Origin of the sequence: Streptomyces sp. BK239, assembly GCF_004217285.1 — a bacterium.
GTDB lineage: Bacteria > Actinomycetota > Actinomycetes > Streptomycetales > Streptomycetaceae > Streptomyces.
In genome coordinates this window covers 22,668-44,234 of record NZ_SHKS01000005.1, presented here as the reverse complement: position 1 = coordinate 44,234, position 21,567 = coordinate 22,668, and the positions used below count along the sequence as shown (strand labels likewise).

Genomic DNA, 21,567 nt, shown 5'->3' with positions numbered 1-21,567 from the left:
CGTCAGCCCTTCACGCAGACGACCTGCTTCAGCTTCGCCACGACCTCCACGAGGTCCCGCTGCTGCTCGATGACCTGCTCGATCGGCTTGTACGCGCTCGGGATCTCGTCCACGACGCCGGAGTCCTTGCGGCACTCCACGCCCCGCGTCTGCTCCTCCAGGTCCCTCGTGGAGAAGCGCCGCTTCGCCGCGTTGCGGCTCATGCGCCGCCCCGCGCCGTGCGAGGCCGAGTTGAACGCCTTCTCGTTGCCGAGGCCCTTCACGATGTACGAACCCGTGCCCATGGAGCCCGGGATGATCCCGTACTCGCCGGAACCGGCCCGGATCGCGCCCTTGCGGGTCACGAGCAGGTCCATCCCGTCGTAGCGCTCCTCCGCGACATAGTTGTGGTGCGCGCTGATCTCCGGCTCGAACGTCGGCTTCGCCTTCCGGAACTCCTTGCGGACCACGTCCTTCAGGAGCGCCATCATGAGGGTGCGGTTGTACTTCGCGTACTCCTGCGCCCAGAACAGGTCGTTGCGGTACGCCGCCATCTGCGGGGTGTCCGCGACGAAGACGGCGAGGTCGCGATCGACCAGCCCCTGGTTGTGCGGCAGCTTCTGGGCCACGCCGATGTGGAACTCGGCGAGCTCCTTGCCGATGTTCCGGGAACCGGAGTGCAGCATCAGCCAGACGGAACCGGTCGTATCCGTGCAGACTTCGACAAAGTGGTTCCCGCTGCCGAGCGTTCCCATCTGCTTCGTGGCGCGATCCTGGCGGAACTTGACCGCGTCCGCGATCCCGTCGAACCGTCCCCAGAAGTCGTCCCAGCCCGCGGTGGCGAAGCCGTGCATCCCGGCCGGGTCGACCGCGTCCTGATGCATCCCCCGGCCCACCGGGATGGCCTGCTCGATCTTGGAGCGCAGCCGGGACAGGTCCCCGGGAAGGTCGTTCGCCGTCAGGGAGGTCCTCACCGCGGACATCCCGCAGCCGATGTCGACGCCGACCGCCGCCGGGCAGACCGCGCCCCGCATCGCGATGACCGAACCGACCGTCGCGCCCTTCCCGTAGTGCACGTCCGGCATCACGGCGAGCCCCTTGATCCAGGGCAGGGTGGCGACGTTGCGCAGCTGCTGCAGCGCCCCCTCCTCGACCGTCGCCGGGTCGGCCCACATACGGATGGGGACCTTCGCGCCCGGCATCTCCACGTACGACATACAGCCCTCATTCCCCCGGAAAACCAACAGAAGTATCGAATCGCAAAACCGGTGCCAAGGTCGACGTACCGGACGGCGGACCGGCATCCACGGCGTCGCGTGCGATACACATTGTCTCCAGCGGCCGCCCCCGCCCGGCAAGCGAATAACCGTCCAGCATGTGACCGTCGAGAGGAGCCGACCGTGCAGCGGAAGGCGTACGTACCCGGCGCCGCCGCCCTCATCGCGGCGCTGCTGGCCGGCTGCACCGGCGGCTCGGACGACCGGGGCCCCACGGACGACGCCAACCCGGGCAAGGCCGGCACCGCCAGCGCCGCCGCGGAGCCCGGCCGGTACGCCACCCTCCCGGAGGCCTGTCGCGCCGTCAGCCGCGGCACACTCGACGCGCTGCTGCCCGGCGCGCGCGAGATCGCCGACCCGGTCCGGCGCGAGGCCGCCTACGGGGGCGAGGCGACCCAGACGTTCGACACCGACCGCAAGACGGGATGCCGTTGGAAGGTGGAGTCGGCGGACGCCACCGACCACCTCCTCGTCGACTTCGAGCGCGTGGTGTCGTACGACACCGCCGTCAGCGACGACACCGAGGCCGAGGATTTGTTCGCGGGCAAGGTCACGGCGGCCGACCTGCCCGCGCCCGCCGTCTCCTCGGCGACCGGCTCCCCGTCCGCCTCGCCCTCCTCCTCCGCCGCCCCCTCACCGACGGGCACGAGCCCCTCCTCGGGCGTCAGCCCCGCGGCCGGCGGCGCGGGCTCCGCCTCGGCCGCTCCCCCGGCGAGCGCCCCCGCGAGCCCCTCGGGGAATTCGTCCACCGGCCCGTCCCCCTCGGCCACCACCTCCGCCGAGCTCCAGCCCCGCCTGCTCGAAGGCCTGGGCGACGAGGCCTTCGTCGACGACGCCCTCGACAGCTCCGCCTCGACGGCCAAGCAGCGGACGGTGACTGTGGCGTTCCGCACGTCGAACGTCATTGTGACCGTCCGGTACGAGGAGCAGCCGACCACGATCGGCACGGTCCCCGACAGCGAGGAAATGCAGGACAGGGCCCGGAATCTGGCCGCCCAGCTCGCCGATTCCCTGCGCGGCTGAGGCGACTTCACCCCCGTCCGCCCTCCGCCGGCCGCCCAGGGGAAGCGGAACCGCACACCTCCTTCACGGCGTACCGTGGCCCCTTGGACCCGATCAGACCGCAGGAACCACGAGCGTGATGAGTGAAGGAACCATGCAGCGACGAGCCCGGCGAGACGACCAGCACGACCAGCGCGCGGACCGTGACGGGCGCGCCCCGCACGAGCGCCGCACGCGGCGCGTCGGAGGCCTGAACCGCGCCCTCGCCGCAGCGGCCGCGCTGCCCGTGATGCTGCTCGCCGTCGGCTGCTCCTCCGACTCCGGCTCGGACGACGCCGCGCAGAAGACCGGCGCCGAAGCCGCCGCGGGGGCCGGCGCCACGGTCAGCGCGCAGCCGACCGTGCCGGCGGCCGCGTACGCGAAGCTGCCGGAGGCCTGCAAGTCGCTGTCGAAGCAGACGCTCACCGATCTGGTGCCGAAGGCGTCGGCGTCCGGCAAGGAGGGCGCGTCGAGCGACACCGACGCCCGCGCCTCGTGCTCCTGGTCCAGCCTCCAGAACAACGGGGTCAAGGGCTCGCAGTTCCGCTGGCTGAACGTCTCGCTGCTGCGCTTCGACTCCAACACGTCGACCTCCGGCGAGCAGCAGGCGCAGGACTACTACGCCAAGCAGGTCAAGGGCGCCCAGGAGGTCTCCGGCGCGGCTAACGCGAAGACGCAGGCGCTCACGGGCACCGGCGACCAGGCGACGACCGTGCGGTACGACCTGAAGAAGAGCGAGGGCGCCTTCAAGCAGCAGACGGTCGTCGCGCGCGTGGAGAACGTCGTCGTCTCCGTCGACTACAACGGCGCGGGTCTGGCCGGCGAGAAGACCCCCAGCGCGGACACGCTGACGAAGGCCGCGGAGAAGGCCGCCAAGGAAGTCGTGTCGGCGGTTCGCGCGGCCAACGGCGGTTCCGCGGAAGGCGGTTCGGGCGCGAGCACCTCGCCGTCCAAGCCCTCGACCGCGTCGCCGTCCAAGCCGCCGGCCTCCTCCCCGGCGCCGTCCGCGTCGGCCGGGTCGCCGTCGGCCTCGGCCTCCGCCGCACCGAAGAGCTGACAGACCGGCAGCACGTTCGCCGTACACGTGTGCCACCCTGTTGCGCGCAACAACACGCAAGGGGAGGGGGTGCGGGTGGCCGCGCCTATCGAGCTGACTCGGACGCACCGCGTTCTCATCGGTGTCGTCGTGTTCGGCGCCGTCATCATCGCGGGCATCGGCTTCGCCGGTTCCTACGCGGCGGTACGCGAACTGGCCCTCAAGAAGGGCTTCGGGAACTTCAGTTACGTGTTCCCGATCGGCATCGACGCGGGCATCTGCGTCCTGCTCGCGCTGGACCTGCTGCTGACCTGGATCCGGATCCCGTTCCCCCTGCTGCGGCAGACGGCGTGGCTGCTGACGGCGGCGACGATCGCGTTCAACGGCGCCGCCGCCTGGCCGGACCCGCTCGGCGTCGGCATGCACGCGGTGATCCCGGTCCTGTTCGTGGTGTCCGTCGAGGCCGCCCGGCACGCCATCGGCCGGATCGCCGACATCACCGCCGACAAGCACATGGAGGGCGTCCGCCTCACCCGCTGGCTGCTCTCCCCGGTTCCGACGTTCCTGCTGTGGCGGCGGATGAATATCTCTATGCCAATCTGACCTGCCAGGGACGTTCGGCACGTCTTGTCACTCGTTCGTGGCTCACAAGTATCTACAACGCGGGAGTCACGTTAGGTACGGCATGAACGCCCATGCCTTCCAAGCTGAGCGAGCCTTGTCCCCTACGGGAGATCCTCAGAGCACCCGATGGGTCATCCTCGATCCCCGGCTCGCCATCCACCGTGAGGGGACGGACTTCCTGACGTTCCTGCACGGTGCGGACCGGTCCGTGAACACCATCAGGGTCTACGCGGGGCGTCTCGCCCTGTTCCTGACATGGTGCGCCGAGTACGCGGTCGACTGGAGAACCGTCACCCTCGCGTCGATGGCCCGATTCAGGTTCTGGCTGGAGGCCACTCCCGGCCGGCGAGGCAAGTCACGCTCCGGCGCAACGGTCAACGCGACGATCACGGCGGTCGTGGAGTACCTGCGGTACTGCGCACTGCACGGCGTGATCGCGCCAGAGGTGGCGGACCGCTTGTCTCAGCCGCTCTATCTAGCCACCCCTCCGCCTGACTTCAATGCCGGTGAGCGCGGGCAGTTCCGCACAGTGCGGGCAAAGGCGATCAAGTCACGTGAGGTGGAGAAACCCTACGAGGCCCTGTCCGAGGAGCAGGTTGCCGCGGTGGTGGCCGGGTGCCGTACGGCTCGCGACCGGTTCTTGGTGGTGCTGATGCTGGCGACCGGCATCCGCATCGGGGAGGCTCTGGGGCTGCGCAGGCAGGACATGCACTTCCTGCCGGATTCCCGTGCCCTGGGCTGCAGCGTTTCCGGCGCCCACGTCCACGTACGTCACCGCCGGGACAACGAGAACAAAGCCCTGGCCAAGTCCCGCTACCCGCGGGTCGTCCCGGCCGACGGCCCCACGGTGGCCGAGTACGTGGCCTATCGTCTCGACCGCGATGCCGTGGTCGAGGCCGAAGCGAACGACTTGGTTTTCGTCAATCTCTATCAGCGGCCTCTGGGCAAGGCGATGACCTACCAGGCAGCGAAAGGCATGTTCGAGCGGCTGTCGCAACAGTGCGGGTTCGTCGTACGCCCGCACATGTTGCGACACACCGCTGCAACGGCCTGGGTCAGGGCCGGCGTGCCGATCGATGTCGTGCAACAGCTGATGGGGCACGTGTCGGCCGCATCCACTGCGATCTACATGCACGCCAACGAGCGCGAGAAGCGGGAGGCCGTGGAACGCGTGGCCGCTCAGCGGGAGGTGGCCGCGCGATGAAGCCCGTGCTCGCTGCGCCCCTGCACTCGCACTCTGAGCCTGCGGCGTCGGCAGAAGGGTGGTTGGCGTGGCTGCGCCAGCAGGTACGGCCCCACTGGCGTCCGGGCGAGTGGGACCACGAGCGGATGTTCTTCGACGGGGACCTGGACAACGACGCCACCAGTGCCTCACGCTGCAGGGTTGCCGCCTGCCGGACGCCTTGTCCTGGCCGTGTCGGCCGGTGTTCGCCCTGCAGTGTTGCAGCGCGGGCCAGCGAGCTGTCGGACGAGGAGTTCGACGCGACCTACCGGCCGTCGCGGAAGCGGCGGGTACGCGGGGCCTCTGATCGCGAGGCGTGCCTGGTTGCCGACCACACAGGTCGGTGTGCACGGGAGGCGGTGAGTCATGGGCTCTGTCCGACCCATGCCTCCGCGTTCAGCGAGCGCAGGAGACGGACTCCCGACCTTCAGGTCGCGGATTGGCAGGCCTCGGCCGCTCCCCGCCCCTTGCCTCACCAAGGGGAATGCCTTGTGGGCGGATGCAACCGGGAGCAGCAGCAGCTCCGGCTGTGCACGTCGCACCACGGGAAGTGGCGCCGAGAGCTCGGTAGCGGTAACCGCACCCCTGACCAGCTTCTGGCGTGGGCAGCGGATGTCGGTCCGTTCCTCCAGGTCCATCAGTTCTGGTGCGGCGGGCTTCACCCCGTCGTCGCCCATGAGCTGCTGCTCGGTCTGCAGGAGCGCGACCGAGAGGGAATGAGCATCAGTCCGCTTGCAGTGCGACTCGCCATCGCGGCCGTCGCCGACGTGGACAGCCTGTGCGGCCTGGGCCTGTCCTCGTTGCGGTTCGGCAGGGAGAAAGGCAGCAGCCCGGCGCGTGCCTTGCTGGGCCAGATCCAGCGCATGGTCGAACGCGCACGATGGCAGTACGAGGGTGCTGATCCCATGGCAGGCGACGTATGGGACGCCGCGGCCGTGGGCCTGTGGGCCGCGACGCATCGCCGCTACGACGCGGTGAAGGGCGACATCGACTTCCGGGTCGTCCGCCAGGCATGGCTGCGTGCACTTCTCATGGAATGGGCGCGCTCGGTTCGGCCGACCATCCAAGATCTGCGCACCTCCCTCCTGGCGTTCTCAGCCGCCTCCGACGGACTGGCCCAGCGAGTGGGAGGAGGCGAGGAACCCTCGCGCCTGGCCGCCGCAGACATGACGGCGGCCGTCGATGCAATCAAGAAGTCCCGGAAGAAGGACGGGAAACCCCGTGCGGCTGCCACCCAGGACAAGCTGGTCAGAGCATGGTTCTCGGTCTTGGAGTTCGCGCGTGCGAGCGGGCTGATGGATGACGTGCCCGGTACCTTCAGTCGGGCCCGCCACCATCGCGTGGCTCCGGTCGACGTCAACGAGGAACACGCCGGCCGAGCTCTGCCCGACTCCGTCATCCGCCAGCTGGATGCTCAGCTCCACCTCGTGGACGTCACCCACCGAGGCTGGCCGAAGGATCTTTCACGACTGTTCCACCAGACCGTCTACGCCGTCCTGCGTGACACCGGGCGCCGCCTTGGCGAGGTCGCGAGCCTCAAGGTGGGCTGCATCGAGCAGGAGGACGGCCACTACCAGCTGGTCTACGACAACCACAAAGCCAAACGGAACGGCCGCCGCCTGCCCATCCCGCAGAGCACGGCCGAACTGGTCAACCTCTGGGAACGACGCCGCGCCGAGCTACCGCTGACCGAGCGAGCAGGTTCGTGGCTCTTTCCCAGCGCCCTGCACGGCTCCGGCCGGGGCAACGGACACATCCGGCCCGACAGCATCTCGGCAGCGCTGCGCACCTGGGTCGACGCACTCCCCCGTATCGACAGCGACGTCCTGGGAGCGGATGGACACCCTCTGCCCTTCGACCGCTCCTTGATCACCGCGCATGCCTTCCGGCACACCTATGCCCAGCGACATGCAGATGCCGGCGTCCCCGTCGACGTGCTGCGCGATCTCATGGATCACACTTCGGTAGATACGACCATGGGCTACTACCAGGTGACGCTGAAGCGTAAGCGGGAGGCCATCCGCACGCTGGCGCCCTTGGCTGTGGACCGCACTGGCCGATCGTCTCCGCTCCCTCAGAGTAAGTATGAGATCGCTTCGGTCGCCGTCCCGTTCGGAAACTGCACCGAGCCCTCCAACGTCAAAGCCGGTGGTGGTTCCTGTCCCATCAGGTTCCAGTGTTCGGGCTGTACCTTCTACCGCCCCGACCCGTCCTACCTGCCCGCCATCGAGGATCACGTACGCGGCTTGAAGTCCGACCGCGAGACCGCTGACGCCATCGGAGCTGCCGACTTCGTACTGGCCAACATCGAAGCCCAGATCGACAGCTTCCAGGAAGTCGCCACCACCATGCGCGACCAGCTGGCGGCGCTACCCGACGACGAGCGGCAACAGATCGAGGAAGCAAGCAAGATCCTCCGCAAGTCACGGGCCACTACCTCCCACAAACTGCTGCCTCTGACAGTGATCAAGCAACGCAAGGAGGACCAGTGACCGCTCGCGAAGCCCGCGCTGCCGCGTTGAAAGCGGCGCGTGAACGCGACAGCCAGAACAAGCGCCGCCGCGCACTGGAGGTCCTGGACTCCCTGCAGCGCACAGGAACGAAGATCACGTTCGCCAGGGTGGCCAAGGAGGCCGGCGTCTCCAACTGGCTCGCGTATTCCCCTGGACTGCGCGAACCCATCGAGGCGGCCCGCCGACGCCAGGAAGAGCTGGGTATCGAGGCGACAGCTGATGTCGTTCCGCCACAGAGCCGCGTCAGCAACGCCAGCCTCAAGACCGACCTCGCACTCGCCCAGCAGCAGATCAAGGAGCTCCGCGAAGAACGCAACCGACTTCGAGAACGGCTCCGCCTCCAACTTGGGACAGAGCTGAGCTATACCGACACCAGTGAACTCGCAGGGCGCGTCGACGAAATGAGCCGGGCGAACGTGGCACTCACCAAGGAGCTTCAACAAGCTCAAGCTGACAACAAGGCGCTACGCGCCACCATCCAGGACCTGGAGGACGACCTGACCGCAACCCGACAGAGCCTGCGCAAGATGATGCGCAGTACGTAGGGCCAGCCCAAGGAGCGGAGTTCGTATCGAGGGCGAGCCGTAGGTACATCCTCGTGACCACTGGTGTGTTGGTCCGCCCGGGGTGAGCACTATTGCGCTCGCCACTCAACGTGTGATCATGCTGATGTCACCAGCACTGCGAAGTGTGCTCGGTAAGCAGGGGGGGAAGGATGCCTACTGATCCTTTGGAGACAGCTTGGAAGCTGCAGGCTGGGTTGGCGGACTCGACAGGCAAGGCTGATGCTAAAGCCTCGTTCGCGCTAGCCATCCAATCGACCGCGCTGGTGTTGCTCGGCGCTTTGACCAGTTCCGGGGAGCGCCCTGGCAACCCGAAGAACGGCATCTCCCTCATCCTTCTATGGGCTGGAGCTGCCCTTCTTGTCTGCGGAGCATGCTGTGCTGCCGCTGCAGTCTCGCCGAACCTACGCAAGGAACGACGCGGTCCGCAGCCGGACGATGATGTTCTCTTCTTCGGGCATCTGCGACATTGGGATCCCACGGAGCTCGAGGTTGCTCTGAAGAGCAAAGATCTTCTGCCGAATCTTTCCAGGCAGATCGTGGTGATGAGTGAGATCGCCTGGACCAAACATCGCCGAGTGCAGTGGTCGTTCGCGTTGGCTGCCGTCGGCTCTTCGGCGTTGGGCCTAGCGGCGATCCTCAAGTGACCTCGTCACATTGTCACCGAGGGGGCAGGCTGTAGATGATCTACCAGCCGCATCGAGCTATTTTGGGAGACGAACTGTGGAACGAGCTCTGCTCCCTGGCTCCCGCACGTACACGTCCGGCCGGCAGCGTGCTGATGCATCAGGGCGCTCCAGGAACCCACGTAGTCGCGGTCACTCAGGGCTCAGCCATCGTGACACTGACCGGATCCGAAGGACAGCGCACCTTACTCGCGGTGCGCGGCGCGGGTGAGTTGTTCGGCGAACTGTCAGTGCTGGACGCACAACCCAGATCCGCCACCGTCACCGCAGTACGCCGCTGCACCCTCCACGTCATCGCAGCTTCCCTATTCGAGGAGTTCGTCGCCGGCCACAACCTCATGGGTGTGATGCTGCGGCATGCCATCGCACGCGTGCGCACAGCCGAAGAGGTACGACTCGAACTGGCAACCGCACCCGTCGCGCAGCGTCTGGCCTCCGCCCTGGTACGGCTTGCCGAAGCCTCCTCGTCGGAAGGCGGCGAGGTAAAGGTGCCCTTGACTCAAGAAGAGCTCGCGCAGTTGATCGGAGCGTCACGCAACGCTGTCGGCGCGACGATCGGCACGTGGAAGTCGAGGAGTTGGGTCGTCACTTCGCCAACAGGCAGCTTGTTGATCAAGAACATGGAGGCCATCCGCAGCGCTACACGCAGAGCTGCGTGACGCACCACACGCCCGCGATGCCCAGCAGTGGGCAACCCCCCGATCGCCATCCCGGCACCATGGCAGTTCGGAGACCCACGCATTCCCTGCCGAGGAGAGAGACAGATGCGATCTGAGGCCAACTTCCGCGACATACCGTCGGAGAAGTCGCTGTTCGTCGTGGACATTAAGGATTTCAGTCGGGTACCTGAGTCCCGCGTTCGGTCCCTCCGCTGCGACTTGCACGACATTCTAACGCGCACCTTCACACGAAGCGATCTCGCCGAAGAATGGGGATGTAAGGAATTTAGGGACACCGGCGATGGAGCAATATTTGCCCTCACGCCGCACCGCATGCCACTGATGGTAGACCCCGCACTGAACAACCTGAACCAAGAGCTCATCCGTTACAACAGAAATCAGTCGAAGTCCAGCCATCCCCTTTACCTCAGGGTCAGCTTTGACGTTGGCCCATTGCCCTTCGGCGAGCCTAGCGACGCGAGCATCAATGCTTGCAGGTTGATCAACAGCGGTCTGGCCTACGCTGGCATTAATGCAGCCGTTGACAATGGGGCCTACGTCGCCGCTGTAATCTCCCAGACTGCTTTCAACCGCATCGTGGACGCGGGTCGCCTCGACCTGCTGTCAGCAAGCGACTTCCTACCCGCAACGGCGCAAGTAACTGGGAAGTCTTCATTCAACGAACGCGACGAGCAAGCTTACATTCATGTACCTGGCGTAAGCTGCACCGCCATCGAAGCTCACCTCGCCGCACTCTCAGCCGGTCACCGGCACATCGGATCGTCACCCGCCACGTCCACACCAAATACGGCGGTCAACGCTGCGCAGTCCTCCGCAGCGCCGAAGTTTCAGTTCAACTCGAATGTGGGCACAGTCGCTGATCACATTGACACCGTCTATCAGCCAATCAGTTTTCCGGTGCGCGAGGATGACAGGTAACTAGCGGCAACCGACCAGCCTGAAATGCAGACCGCCCGACCATCCAGGAGAAGTGCTGATGTCCGACAAGGATTTCTCGTCGCCCAATCCGGAGATGCCGCCTACCCCACCCGACACCCCTGGCACACCCCCTCCGACGCATCCGGGGGGAATGCCGCACTGGCCTCGAGCCTCTCCCGATACCGAAGGCGCATCCGCTGCGACCACCCCAGCTGAAACTTCCGAGCAGATGGGGAGTGGTTTCTTCAGGCGTGGCCCCAACGAACAACTCGGTAATCAGGATGGCGACTCCCCGCGTGTCGGCGCCTCCTACACTTTTACTGCCCCAGTAGGTGTGGTTGCGGATCACGTCGAAAAAATTGTCAACGAGACACGTAAGCGCGATGTATTGGATTGGATCGAACTCGATCGTCAGCAATTGCTCGTACGTGCTCCGTTCGTTCAGGACCTGAAGTGGAGACCTGCTTGGGAGAGTGCCCGAGAGGCGACCAAAAACTCGCGAGTACGTATCCTGATCGTGGTTGCACCTCGCGGCTACGGGTCTACAACGTTCGCCCACCAATTCATAGCCCGCGAGGCAGGGGTTCGTTTCAAACTGTGCAGATCCGAAGCGGACTGGGAAAGCCCGACTGTGAGTCGGCTCCCTCTTGAGGTTGCCCAAATTCTGCAAATTGACCTCAAGGACCCTGACCAGGATCGACCCACAACAGATTTCCTAAAGAATCTAGACGGTCACGCTCAGAAGCTTGAACAGTGTCAGTCCTATCTCGTCCTTACCGTGGCCGAGGAATTGTGGCGCGGCCATCGCTCCTGGTCCTCAGAGCGCGCACATGTCGTTCACTTGAGCGATGCACCCAACCCTCATGAGGTTGTCGCAGAGCATCTACGGAAGGCTGGCCACCCCGGACTTACCTATTATGCTGAAACCGAGAAATCACGCAAGCAGATCACCGGCTTGAACGCTGTTGAGGCGGTCCATGCAGCGAGCACAATAATTGAGCAATGGCAGGAACTGGCGCGGCGTCGACCTCCAGCCATCTCAGTAGGGGTCCGCACAGAATCACAGCTAGATGCGGACCTGTGCGATCAAGTTGAAAACGCACTGGCTGACTGGCGTGAAGATCTCGACATCCTATTTGGCGATCCCTCTGAGGGAGAGCGGCGCAGTATGCGGCCGCTGCCACTCGATGATCGATGCCTACTGCTCGCGCTAGCCCTACGACAGTCCTCGCCCGTCCTTCAGATCGCGACGGACGCCCGAAACCTGCAAGATGAAATTGAAGCAGCTTCAAACAGCGCCACAACTCGCTTCTCCGATACAGGCAGCGTATTCGCCGGCCGCGGGCTACGCAGACGAATCCAGGACATCGGCGCCGTCGTCGACGCCAGGGACAATATCTCCTTTGATCGCCCGGGCTACGGGCAAGCCGTCCTGGCATACGTGTGGGACAACTATGAAATCATGCGGCCGCGCCTACTAGAGTGGCTCGTGAAGGCTAGCGACCCCGCTGGTGACGATGACCCTGCGATCAAAACACTGGCTCAGCTCACCTTCCGATTCGGGAGTGCTAAGGATCTATCCGACCTACGTAAGACCGCAATGAAATCCCAGAAGCAAGACGTTCTCGGAAAAGTATTGGCTCACGCTGCTCAAGATGAGCACACAGGGCGCCTAGTGTGGGCAACGCTCTACTCCTGGGCATCTCAGCCAGAGATGCAGTCTGTTGTAGTCACAATGTGCTGCGATGTTCTACGCGATCCGGATTCCTCTGTACCCGTAACTAAGATGGCGATGGTCAGGCTTCGCCGAGTTGTCCAGGAGGCTGGCGACTCCTCTGTCCGTACTGTTGTACTCAAAGCCTGGCGTGCACTAGCTGATCAAAACCGCACAGACCTCCTGATCGATGAGATCCAGAAGTGGCAGCGAAAGGCCACTCAAGGCGCCTCCGGCAAGCTCGCGTTGCTCGCACTCATGCCACTCAAGGAAGACGGGATTCCTTGGTTGCTATCTGCCACACCCCCTGACATCAACGTGGAAAATGGTCTGCGAGACCTGTTTTCTGACATCGAACTGTTGCCAGAGACAATCCCGGTTGTTGTCGAGTGGGTACGCTCATGCGCTCAGGACGCCGAAAAGTACGGGAGGCTCCGTGACCGACTCCTGTCCCCCCTTAGTGACCAAAAGGTCTTCAGGGCAGGAATGACGCTGATGCAGGCTTTGGCGGACGTACAGGGGCCGGACGGCAGCAGCATCGGTGAGGACCTGTACGGCAGGCTGGGCGATCCCCACGAGCGGGACGTCTTTCGTCTCTCGGAGCCCATCCGGTGACACTGCTCTGGCACCGCAGAATACTTAGGTCCGAATCCGCCCAACCCCGCCACCTGGCCAGTGCTACACCGGGTATCTCATTCGAGGCCACCATCACCGTCTGGTGGCGGCCAAGACGTAGCCGTCACCTGAACGTCGAGGACTTGGTCCGGCATGACGTTACGACGACAGCCGCCAGAGTAGCGTCGCGCCTTGAGGCTTATGACCTCCCCTTTGCGCAAGATGCTATCAACGCCGCACTGGGATCACCTGCTCGTGCGAAGGTAGATCATTATCGGCTGACGAAGGTGGATGTGCTGTTGAGCCTTTCGGCTGCGTCGCGTGAGATCCTTGCTCAGCGTCAGGCGGACAATGAGCGGGTCAGGCGCCTTCGATTTCTGAAGCAGCACCTATATGACGACCCGGCTTTGGTGGTTCTAGACCGGATGGAACACCACCCCGAGCGGTTGAAGAGTGACGAGGTGGAGTACATCCAGCGGCTTGCCCGCTCGCTCCAAGCCAACGAAAGTTGGTGGCGGCCGCTGTTTGAGCAGTGGCAAGCCTTGGGAGAAGGGTTCTCTGACACCGAGATGCAGCATCGTGCGATGCGGGCGCTCCGTAAGTCGCTTGAAGAGCTCAAGGAGCGCTAACACTGTGGCCGCTAGGCGGCGTTGATGCGCGCGGCCCCGGTTACCGGGGCCCCATGCAACCCACGTCACTCATCCGCTCTAGTGAGCTCATCCTGCACGATCCTCTAAAAGCGTAGAGATAAGGATGAAACTGTGGGAGCTGCGCTCCTACGAGCAGGTCATCAAGCTGGAGCAGGAACGTCTCGTCTACCAGGCCCGGCTGCGTTCCCGCTTCGGCCGTGCCTGGCGGCGCAAGGCCCCGGTCGAGTCGCTGATGCCCCTGCGCCTGGCCCGCTACGGCGTCCCCCTGGCCAAGACGGCCCCGGCGGGTCTCGCGGCGGCGGGCATCAAGCCGGCCCTGCTGCCCCCGGCCCCGGAGCCCGAGCCCGTACCCGAGCCCCAGGCCGAGCCGGCAGGGGTGGCGGCGGCTCCCGGCGAGCGGCAGCGCCCCGCCCTGGGCGGCGACCAGAACGCTCCGCGGCAGGACGGCCAGGCAGAGCCCGACGTGAACCAGTGGCTGCACGCCCGGCACCCGCAGCAGGTCGAGTACCACGGCGGGTACAACCCCGACTACGACCCCGAGGCTCAGTACCAGCAGTGGTACGAGGAGCAGCTCCAGGCCGAGCAGTACGAGGAGCAGTACACGCAGGAGCCCCCGCCCCAGGAGCCGTCCCCCGAGGAGTCCGGCGGCTTCCCCATCCCCGTGGCTCCCGGCCGCACCCGGGAACTGGGCGACGGCGGCGGCGCCCCGGAGCCGGACGAGGACGCCTACTACCAGGTGTTCCGCCAGTCGATAGACGGCAGCTACCCCACCCCGCGGGTCCTCGGCGACAACATCCAGGCGACCTACGGGACGACCCTGAGCCCGGGCGACCTGAAGACGCTGACGGAACGCTTCCAGAAGCGCCACTCGGCGGAACTGGAAGAGGACCACATCGCATGACGCACAGCGGAGAGGGGCGCCCGGCGAAGACCGGGCGCCCCCTCCTCGTCGTCGAGCGGCCTACTCCCCGAGCAGGGCCCGCACCCGCTCCTGTCCCACCGCCAGCAGCAGCGTGGGCAGGCGCGGGCCGGTGTCACGGCCGACCAGCAGGTGGTAGAGCAGCGCGAAGAACGACCGCTGCGCGGTCTTGATCTCGGCCGGCAGCTCCTTGGGCGTGGCGTCGGCCGCGAACCCGGCCTGCACCTTCGGCACGCCGTACACGAGGTGCGTCAGCCCGTCCAGCGACCAGTGCGACTCCAGCCCGTCGAGCAGCAGCCGCAGCGACTGCCGGGACGTCTCGTCGAGGGACTTCAGCAGCTCCGCGTCCGGCTCCTCGCGCACGATGGTCCGCTGGTCGGCGGGGACCTGCGTGTTGATCCAGGCCTCGGCCCGGTCGTAGCGCGGCCGGGCCTCCTCCAGGGAGGTCAGCGGGTTCTCCGGGTCGAGCTCGGAGAGGATCCGCAGCGCCTGGTCCTGGTGGCCCGCGGTGATGTCGGCGACGGAGGCCAGCGTCCGGTACGGCAGCGGCCGGGCCGTGCGGGGCAGCTCGCCGGCGGCGGTGCGCACCGCGCGCGAGTGCGCGGCGACGTCGGCCGGCAGCGCGGAGCCGTCGGCCACCTTGGCGTCCAGCTTGTCCCACTCGTCGTAGAGCCGCTGGATCTCCTGGTCGAAGGCGATCTTGAAGGACTGGTTGGGCCGGCGGCGGGCGTACAGCCAGCGCAGGATCTGCGGCTCCATGATCTTCAGCGCGTCGCCGGGGGTGGGCACACCGCCCTTCGACGAGGACATCTTGGCCATGCCGCTGATGCCGACGAACGCGTACATCGGGCCGATCGGCTGCTCCCCGCCGAAGATGCCGACGATCTGGCCGCCCACCTGGAAGCTGGACCCCGGGGAGGAGTGGTCGACGCCGCTGGGCTCGAACACGACGCCCTCGTACGCCCAGCGCATCGGCCAGTCGACCTTCCAGACCAGCTTGCCCCGGTTGAACTCGTTGAGCCGCACGGTCTCGGAGAAGCCGCAGGCCTCGCAGGCGTACGTCAGCTCGGTGCTGTCGTCGTCGTAGGAGGTGACCGTGGTGAGGTCCTTCTCGCAGTTGCCGCAGTACGGCTTGTACGGGAAGTAGCCGGCGGAACCGGAGCTGCCGTCGTCCTCGGCGGCCGCGCCCGAGCCCTCGGCGGCCTCCAGCTCGGCCGCGTCGACCGGCTTCTGCTGCTGCTTCTTCGCCGGGGCCTTCTTGGTCCGGTACTGGTCGAGGATCGCGTCGATCTCGCCCCGGTGCCGGACGGCGTGCAGGATCTGCTCCCGGTAGACGCCGGAGGTGTACTGCGCGGTCTGGCTGATCCCGTCGAACTCCACGCCCAGCTCGGCCAGCGACTCGACCATGGCTGCCTTGAAGTGCTCGGCCCAGTTCGGGTGCGGCGACCCGGCCGGGGCCGGTACGGAGGTCAGTGGCTTGCCGATGTGCTCGGCGTAGGAGGCGTCCACGCCGGGGATGCCGTTCGGCACCTTGCGGTAGCGGTCGTAGTCGTCCCAGGAGATGAGGTGCCGGACCTCGTGTCCGCGCCGGCGGACCTCGTCGGCGACGAGGTGCGGGGTCATGACCTCGCGCAGGTTCCCCAGGTGGATGGGGCCGGAGGGGGAGAGACCGGACGCGACCACGACGGGTTTGCCGGGGGCCCGACGCTCCGACTCCTCGATGACCTCATCCGCGAAACGGGAGACCCAGTCGGTGGTCTCGGTGCTCTGAGCCACGTTCGGCACGTCCTCTTTGTCAGTGATCGATCAGGAATGCGTCTGGATCGATCAGGGATGCGTCTGGAACTTCCCCGACGGCGGCCGTCACGGTCGCACGTCCGGCTCACCCATTGTCCCAGCCCCACCCCCGAGCACGAAAACGACTTCCGACCGTCACGCCCAACTCATGTACAACCGTCGGCGTCCCCGGGCTGTCCAACTGTTCGTCGAACCAGCCGGGTGAAGGGTGTGGGGGCATGCGATCCGGACCGAGACGTACGACGGCGAGGCCCACGGCGACGACGGTGGCGGGGGCCACGGCGACCGCCGCGCTGCTGCTCGGCTCCCTCACTCCGACGATCGCCCAGGCCACACCCGCAGCAGCACCCGCCGCACCCGCTCACGCCGACGTCCGGACGACCCTGCGCCCCGAGCCCACCTCCGTGGCCCCGGGCCGCGTGTTCCAGCTGAACCTCGTCACCGACCTCGTCACCGGCGCCGTCCCGAAGCTGGCCGTGACGCTCACCCTGCCGGCCGGGCTGACCTACGCGCGCCCCACCGACCCGAACAACCTCGAGTACCGGCGCTGTCTGCCCTCCGCCGACGGCCGGACCGTCACCTGCCGCTCACTGGACGCCCCGCACGAGCACGTCTGGGAGCAGCTCGGCATCCGCGTCGACAAGGACGTGAACCCGGGCGCCGCCCTCACGGTCACGGCGACGACCGACATCGGCGACGCGGTCGACGACAAGCCGGAGGACAACACGGCGACGGCGACCGTCAGGGCGGCGACCGGCACGGACGTCGGGGTCTCCTGGCAGCCGCCGACCGCCCCGGCGCGGCCCGGCCGGCCGGTCGTGACGAAGCTGGTCGTCACCAACCACGGGCCGGGCTCCGTCGCCGCGGGCCAGGCCGTGAAGCTGCACATCGACTCGAGGGCGTTCCGGACCTGGCCGACCGCGCCCGCGAGCTGCTGGGCGGACCCGGACGTCCTGGTCTGCGAGACCCCGTCGGAGCTGGCGGCCGGCGAGAGCCACACCTTCGAGCTGCGCTGGACCTTCCCGAAGGAGTCGGGCGGCAAGAAGTTCCGGGTCCTCACCACCCTGTTCTCCGGCGCGCTCGACCCGTGCGCGGACAACGACCGCACCGAACTGGTCCTGGACGTCGCCAAGACGGCCCCGCCCGGCCCGAAGCCCCCGAAGCCCACTCCTACACCGACTTCCACGTCCGGTCCGAAGCCCACTCCCACGCCGACGGCGTCCAGGTCCGGCCCCGGGGCGACCGCCTCGCCGGCGCCGGTCACCGGAGGCGGCTCGGGTGTCACCCCGCAGAGCGGCGGCGGGCACCTCGCCGCCACCGGCGCCGGGCCGATGCCCGCCCTCGCCGCCGGCGCGGCGGTGCTCGTCGTCGCGGGCGGCGCGCTGCTCGCCGTACGCGCGCGGACGCGCCGCGACGAGCGCGACTCACGTTGACCACTCCTGATCCCGACCATCGCCGTTGACCAAGGGGAACTTTCACATGCGCACACGATGGGGACGCCTGTACGCCGGAACAGGGGCGGCGACGCTGTCGCTGCTGGCCGCGACGGCGACGGGGGTGCACGCTGCGCCGGGCGCCGATCCGGTCGACGTGGAGGCCAGGCAGTACTTCGACCACGAGGTCACCGCGCCCGGCGAGACGTTCGGCGTACGGGCGATCGCCGACCTCATGACGGGTCGGGTGACGCGGCTCGGTCTCACCCTGACGCTCCCGCAGGGCGTCACCTACGTCCGGACCGGTGACAACGCGGCCGACGCCGTCTGCACGCCGTCCGCCGACGGCCGGAGCGTGAAGTGCGCGGCCAAGGACGGGAAGTCGGACGTCTCGGCGCAGGTGGTCGTCAAGGTCGGCGCGGACGTCGCGCCGGGGACGGAGCTCACGTTCACCACCACCGCCGACCTCGGCGACACGGTCGACGCCAAGCCGGAGAACAACACCGCGTCGGGGAAGGTCACCGTCCGCAAGCACGCCGATCTCGGCGTGGAGTGGAAGGCGCCCTCGGGCAGGACGCCGGTCGGCGAGGACGTGAAGACCGACCTCGTGGTGACCAACCACGGCCCCGGCCCCGTCAAGCTCGAAGCCGTGCACTTCACCATGGGCTGGGACTACTGGCCCAAGCCCGGCTACGACAAGAACTGCTGGGCGGACCCGGGCGTGATGATCTGCGACGTCTTCCGTGAGCTGGCCCCGGCCGAGACCGTCACCTTCTCCTTCACCTGGAACTTCCCGAAGAAGGCCGCCGGTACGACTTACCGCGTGCCGGCCTCCCTCTACTCCACGAGCCCCCTCGACCCGAACCAGTCCAACGACGAGGACACCCTGGTCTTCAAGTTCGCCAAGTCCCCGGCCTCTCCTCGTCCGACGGCGAAGCCCACCCCGTCCAAACCGCCGGCGTCCTCGCCCGCGGCCACGCCGACGCCCTCGGCGACCCCGTCGTCGTCCGCCCCGTCGTCGACCGGCCCGGCCGGCGGCGGTTCGCAGCCCTCCCCGCAGGGCGGCGGCGGGCACCTGGCCGCCACCGGGGCCGGGCCGGCCGTCGCCACCGCCGCCACCGCCACGGCACTCGTCCTCACGGGCGGCGCCGTCGTGCTGTGGAACCGCGGCCGGCGCAGGGAACGGGGCAGCCACTTGTGAGCCGGAAAACCGGTTTGCCCCCCATGGGATACTGACCAGGTCCACCCATTCCACGAGGAGAACGGCACCCACTCCTATGGCCTCGGTCACGTCCCTCAGCGACTCCGTCGAGCAGCACCTCGCGTCCGCCCTCTCGGCCACCCTGCCGGAGGCCGCCGGCGCGGACCCGCTGCTGCGACGAAGCGACCGGGCCGACTTCCAGGCCAACGGCATCCTCGCGCTGGCCAAGAAGGCGAAGGCGAACCCGCGGGAGCTGGCGACGAAGGTGGTCTCCGAGATCGTCACCGGTGAGGTGATCAAGGACGTCGAGGTCTCGGGCCCCGGCTTCCTGAACATCACCGTCGCGGACAAGGCGATCACGGAGAACCTCGCCGCGCGTTACGCCGACGACACCGGCCGGCTCGGCGTCCCGTACGCAGAGCACCCGGGCACGACGGTGATCGACTACGCCCAGCCGAACGTGGCCAAGGAGATGCACGTCGGTCACCTGCGTTCGGCGGTCATCGGGGACGCGGCGGTCCAACTCCTGGAGTTCACCGGCGAGACGGTGGTGCGCAGGCACCACATCGGCGACTGGGGGACCCAGTTCGGCATGCTCATCCAGTATCTGGACGAGCACCCGCACGAGTTGGACCACAAGGACGCCGAGGTGAGCGGCGAGGAGGCGATGTCCAACCTCGACCGCCTCTACAAGGCCGCGCGCAAGGTCTTCGACTCCGACGAAGAGTTCAAGACGCGGGCGCGTCGCCGGGTGGTCGACCTCCAGGCCGGCGAGCCCCGCACGCTCGCCATGTGGCAGAAGTTCGTCGACGAGTCGAAGATCTACTTCTTCTCCGTCTTCGAGAAGCTGGACATGAAGGTCCGGGACGCGGACATCGTCGGCGAGTCCGGGTACAACGACATGCTGGCCGAGACCTGCCGCCTCCTGGAGGAGTCCGGCGTGGCGGTCCGCTCCGAGGGCGCGCTGTGCGTCTTCTTCGAGGACGTCAAGGGCCCCGACGGCAACCCGGTCCCGCTGATCGTGCAGAAGTCGGACGGCGGCTACGGCTACGCGGCGACCGACCTCTCCGCGATCCGCGACCGCGTCTTCAACCTCAAGGCGGACTCGCTCCTCTACGTCGTGGACGCCCGCCAGTCCCTGCACTTCAAGATGGTCTTCGAGACGGCGCGCAGGGCGGGCTGGCTCAACGACGACGTGAAGGCCTTCCAGCTGGCCTTCGGCACGGTGCTGGGCATGGACGGCAAGCCGTTCAAGACCCGTGAGGGCGAGACGGTGAAGCTGGTCGACCTCCTCGACGAGGCGGTGGAGCGGGCGACGGCCGTCGTGCGGGAGAAGGCGGAGAAGGTCGGCCTGACCGAGCAGGAGATCGTGGAGAACGGCCGGCACGTCGGCATCGGCGCGGTGAAGTACGCCGACCTGTCGACGTCGGCGGTCCGGGACTACAAGTTCGACCTGGACCAGATGGTCTCGCTCAACGGCGACACCTCGGTGTACCTCCAGTACGCGTACGCCCGTGTCCAGTCGATCCTGCGCAAGTCCGAGGGCGCGACCCCGACTCCCCACCCGGAGCTGGAACTCGCGGCCGCCGAGCGGGCGTTGGGTCTGCACCTGGACCAGTTCGGGGAGACGGTCCTGGAGGTCGCGGCCGCGCACGAGCCCCACAAGCTCGCCTCGTACCTCTACCAGCTGGCCTCGCACCTGACGACGTTCTACGACCAGTGCCCGGTCCTGAAGGCCGAGACCGGGGAGCAGAAGGAGAACCGTCTGTTCCTCATCGACCTGACGGCCCGCACCCTCCACCGGGGCATGGCCCTCCTGGGCATCCGCACCCCGGACAAGCTCTGACGGCGCCGCCGGCTCGGTGACCGGTTGTCAGTGGCGGCCCCTACAGTCGCCGTCATGGCGACTCTTCCCAACCCGCTGCCCACACTGGCCTCAGACCCGAGCGGTCGCACCCTCGGTCTCCGGCTGCCGCCGGGCCGGCTGATCGACACGACGGACGCGGGGACGTGGCACGAGCCGCTGCTGTGGTGCGCGCAGCAGCCGGCGTCCGCCGGGAGCTGGGCGGCGCTGGGCGGGCCGGCGGCCCGCGCGGGAATGCTGCCCGTGCTCGTCGAGGTGAGCGGAACCCACGGCGGGCCCGACGAATGGGAGTTGGCGCCGCGGCTGGCCTCCTACCCGGGTGATCACGACGCGGAGGAGGTCCTCGCCGAGCACTGGGAGGAGTGCGAGCCGGGCGACGTCACCGACGGCGACAGCGCCGACTGGCCCGGCCTCGCGCCCGCCGCCTCCCTCACCGTCGACCCCGCGGTCGCCGCCGCGCGGCTCGCGGACGCCTTCTGCGACGGCTCCCGCTCCGGGATCGAGGAGCCCCGGCTGGCCCTCGTCCCGGCCCGCCGTTCCGCCGACGTGCCGGCGGCGGTCGGCTGGTGCGGGCCGCTCGACCACGACGACGACGTGGCCCGGCTCTGCGCGGTCCTGCGGTCCTGGGAGGACCGCTTCCACATACGCGTCGTCGCCCTCGGCTTCGCCGTGCTGACCGTCTCCGTTGCCGCCCCGCCCGTCACGCTCGCCGACGCCGAGGCGCTGGCGGCGGAGCACTACGCCTTCTGCCCCGACAACTTCGCCGACCGGACCTTGCGGGAGTACGCGAAGGACCTCGTGGGGGAACGCGCCTGGACCTTCCGGTGGGACTGAC

16 protein-coding genes and 2 pseudogenes are annotated in these 21,567 nt (G+C 67.4%); 16 read left to right on the top strand and 2 right to left on the bottom strand.

All coding sequences use genetic code 11. The features are described 5' to 3' along the window. Nucleotides 1–2: 2 nt before the first annotated feature. Nucleotides 3–1,196: an RtcB family protein gene (locus EV567_RS16570; protein ID WP_130440781.1), complete on the bottom strand. Its 1,194-nt coding sequence runs from the start codon at nucleotides 1,194–1,196 to the stop codon at nucleotides 3–5. A 183-nt stretch (nucleotides 1,197–1,379) separates the two neighbouring features. On the opposite strand from EV567_RS16570, the gene EV567_RS16565 reads away from it, so the two are divergent. From EV567_RS16565 to EV567_RS16510, 12 genes and pseudogenes are all read left to right on the top strand, one after another. Then, nucleotides 1,380–2,279: a DUF3558 domain-containing protein gene (locus tag EV567_RS16565; RefSeq protein WP_130440779.1), complete on the top strand. Its 900-nt coding sequence runs from the start codon at nucleotides 1,380–1,382 to the stop codon at nucleotides 2,277–2,279. Nucleotides 2,280–2,412: 133 nt separating this feature from the next. Continuing rightward, on the top strand, nucleotides 2,413–3,354 hold the full coding sequence (locus EV567_RS16560) for a DUF3558 domain-containing protein (protein WP_242620853.1): 942 nt from the start codon (nucleotides 2,413–2,415) through the stop codon (nucleotides 3,352–3,354). Between the two features lie 75 nt (nucleotides 3,355–3,429). After that, nucleotides 3,430–3,921 (top strand): annotated as a pseudogene (locus EV567_RS16555) (DUF2637 domain-containing protein); the annotation flags it as partial. A gap of 97 nt (nucleotides 3,922–4,018) precedes the next feature. Then, a complete protein-coding gene (locus EV567_RS16550) occupies nucleotides 4,019–5,161 on the top strand; it encodes a tyrosine-type recombinase/integrase (RefSeq protein ID WP_130440775.1) in 1,143 nt (380 codons plus the stop codon). A 509-nt stretch (nucleotides 5,162–5,670) separates the two neighbouring features. Next, nucleotides 5,671–7,671 (top strand): site-specific integrase, encoded by a 2,001-nt coding sequence (locus tag EV567_RS16545; RefSeq protein WP_165430404.1) that lies wholly within the window; start codon nucleotides 5,671–5,673, stop codon nucleotides 7,669–7,671. Further along, a complete protein-coding gene (locus EV567_RS16540; RefSeq protein WP_242620851.1) occupies nucleotides 7,668–8,237 on the top strand; it encodes a DUF6262 family protein in 570 nt (189 codons plus the stop codon). Before EV567_RS16545 ends, EV567_RS16540 begins: the two co-directional genes overlap by 4 nt. Before the next feature lie 170 nt (nucleotides 8,238–8,407). Next, nucleotides 8,408–8,902 (top strand): Pycsar system effector family protein, encoded by a 495-nt coding sequence (locus EV567_RS16535; RefSeq protein WP_130440771.1) that lies wholly within the window; start codon nucleotides 8,408–8,410, stop codon nucleotides 8,900–8,902. 35 nt (nucleotides 8,903–8,937) lie between these two features. After that, on the top strand, nucleotides 8,938–9,600 hold the full coding sequence (locus tag EV567_RS16530; protein ID WP_130440769.1) for a Crp/Fnr family transcriptional regulator: 663 nt from the start codon (nucleotides 8,938–8,940) through the stop codon (nucleotides 9,598–9,600). Nucleotides 9,601–9,705: 105 nt separating this feature from the next. Continuing rightward, nucleotides 9,706–10,539 carry a hypothetical protein gene (locus tag EV567_RS16525; RefSeq protein WP_130440767.1) on the top strand — a complete coding sequence of 278 codons (834 nt, stop codon included), beginning with the start codon at nucleotides 9,706–9,708 and terminating at the stop codon, nucleotides 10,537–10,539. 58 nt (nucleotides 10,540–10,597) lie between these two features. Next, on the top strand, nucleotides 10,598–12,868 hold the full coding sequence (locus tag EV567_RS16520) for a hypothetical protein (RefSeq protein WP_130440765.1): 2,271 nt from the start codon (nucleotides 10,598–10,600) through the stop codon (nucleotides 12,866–12,868). A gap of 143 nt (nucleotides 12,869–13,011) precedes the next feature. After that, a complete protein-coding gene (locus tag EV567_RS16515; protein ID WP_130440763.1) occupies nucleotides 13,012–13,497 on the top strand; it encodes a hypothetical protein in 486 nt (161 codons plus the stop codon). A gap of 121 nt (nucleotides 13,498–13,618) precedes the next feature. Then, a pseudogene (locus tag EV567_RS16510) lies at nucleotides 13,619–14,419 on the top strand (hypothetical protein); the annotation flags it as partial. Nucleotides 14,420–14,479: 60 nt separating this feature from the next. Here EV567_RS16510 and lysS read toward each other — a convergent pair. Next, a complete protein-coding gene (lysS, locus tag EV567_RS16505) occupies nucleotides 14,480–16,222 on the bottom strand; it encodes a lysine--tRNA ligase (protein WP_130440761.1) in 1,743 nt (580 codons plus the stop codon). A 230-nt stretch (nucleotides 16,223–16,452) separates the two neighbouring features. On the opposite strand from lysS, the gene EV567_RS16500 reads away from it, so the two are divergent. The 4 genes from EV567_RS16500 to EV567_RS16485 all read left to right on the top strand — a co-directional run bounded on the left by EV567_RS16500 (nucleotide 16,453) and on the right by EV567_RS16485 (nucleotide 21,566). After that, nucleotides 16,453–17,667 (top strand): hypothetical protein, encoded by a 1,215-nt coding sequence (locus EV567_RS16500; protein WP_130440759.1) that lies wholly within the window; start codon nucleotides 16,453–16,455, stop codon nucleotides 17,665–17,667. Nucleotides 17,668–17,713: 46 nt separating this feature from the next. Continuing rightward, on the top strand, nucleotides 17,714–18,868 hold the full coding sequence (locus EV567_RS16495) for a hypothetical protein (protein ID WP_130440757.1): 1,155 nt from the start codon (nucleotides 17,714–17,716) through the stop codon (nucleotides 18,866–18,868). 76 nt (nucleotides 18,869–18,944) lie between these two features. Then, nucleotides 18,945–20,714: an arginine--tRNA ligase gene (gene argS, locus EV567_RS16490; RefSeq protein WP_130440755.1), complete on the top strand. Its 1,770-nt coding sequence runs from the start codon at nucleotides 18,945–18,947 to the stop codon at nucleotides 20,712–20,714. 54 nt (nucleotides 20,715–20,768) lie between these two features. Beyond that, entirely contained in the window at nucleotides 20,769–21,566 is a 798-nt protein-coding gene (locus EV567_RS16485; RefSeq protein WP_130440754.1) for a DUF4253 domain-containing protein, read from the top strand. Nucleotide 21,567 lies beyond the last annotated feature (1 nt).

Bases quoted from the DNA above. Each gene is read 5' to 3' on its own strand.
- EV567_RS16520 (WP_130440765.1), top strand. From the start codon at position 10,598: ATGTCCGACAAGGATTTCTCGTCGCCCAATCCGGAGATGCCGCCTACC.
- EV567_RS16530 (WP_130440769.1), top strand. From the start codon at position 8,938: ATGATCTACCAGCCGCATCGAGCTATTTTGGGAGACGAACTGTGGAAC.
- EV567_RS16500 (WP_130440759.1), top strand. From the start codon at position 16,453: ATGCGATCCGGACCGAGACGTACGACGGCGAGGCCCACGGCGACGACG.
- EV567_RS16485 (WP_130440754.1), top strand. From the start codon at position 20,769: ATGGCGACTCTTCCCAACCCGCTGCCCACACTGGCCTCAGACCCGAGC.
- EV567_RS16550 (WP_130440775.1), top strand. From the start codon at position 4,019: ATGAACGCCCATGCCTTCCAAGCTGAGCGAGCCTTGTCCCCTACGGGA.
- EV567_RS16535 (WP_130440771.1), top strand. From the start codon at position 8,408: ATGCCTACTGATCCTTTGGAGACAGCTTGGAAGCTGCAGGCTGGGTTG.
- EV567_RS16560 (WP_242620853.1), top strand. From the start codon at position 2,413: ATGCAGCGACGAGCCCGGCGAGACGACCAGCACGACCAGCGCGCGGAC.
- EV567_RS16570 (WP_130440781.1), bottom strand. From the start codon at position 1,196: ATGTCGTACGTGGAGATGCCGGGCGCGAAGGTCCCCATCCGTATGTGG.
- EV567_RS16495 (WP_130440757.1), top strand. From the start codon at position 17,714: ATGCGCACACGATGGGGACGCCTGTACGCCGGAACAGGGGCGGCGACG.
- argS (WP_130440755.1), top strand. From the start codon at position 18,945: ATGGCCTCGGTCACGTCCCTCAGCGACTCCGTCGAGCAGCACCTCGCG.
- EV567_RS16525 (WP_130440767.1), top strand. From the start codon at position 9,706: ATGCGATCTGAGGCCAACTTCCGCGACATACCGTCGGAGAAGTCGCTG.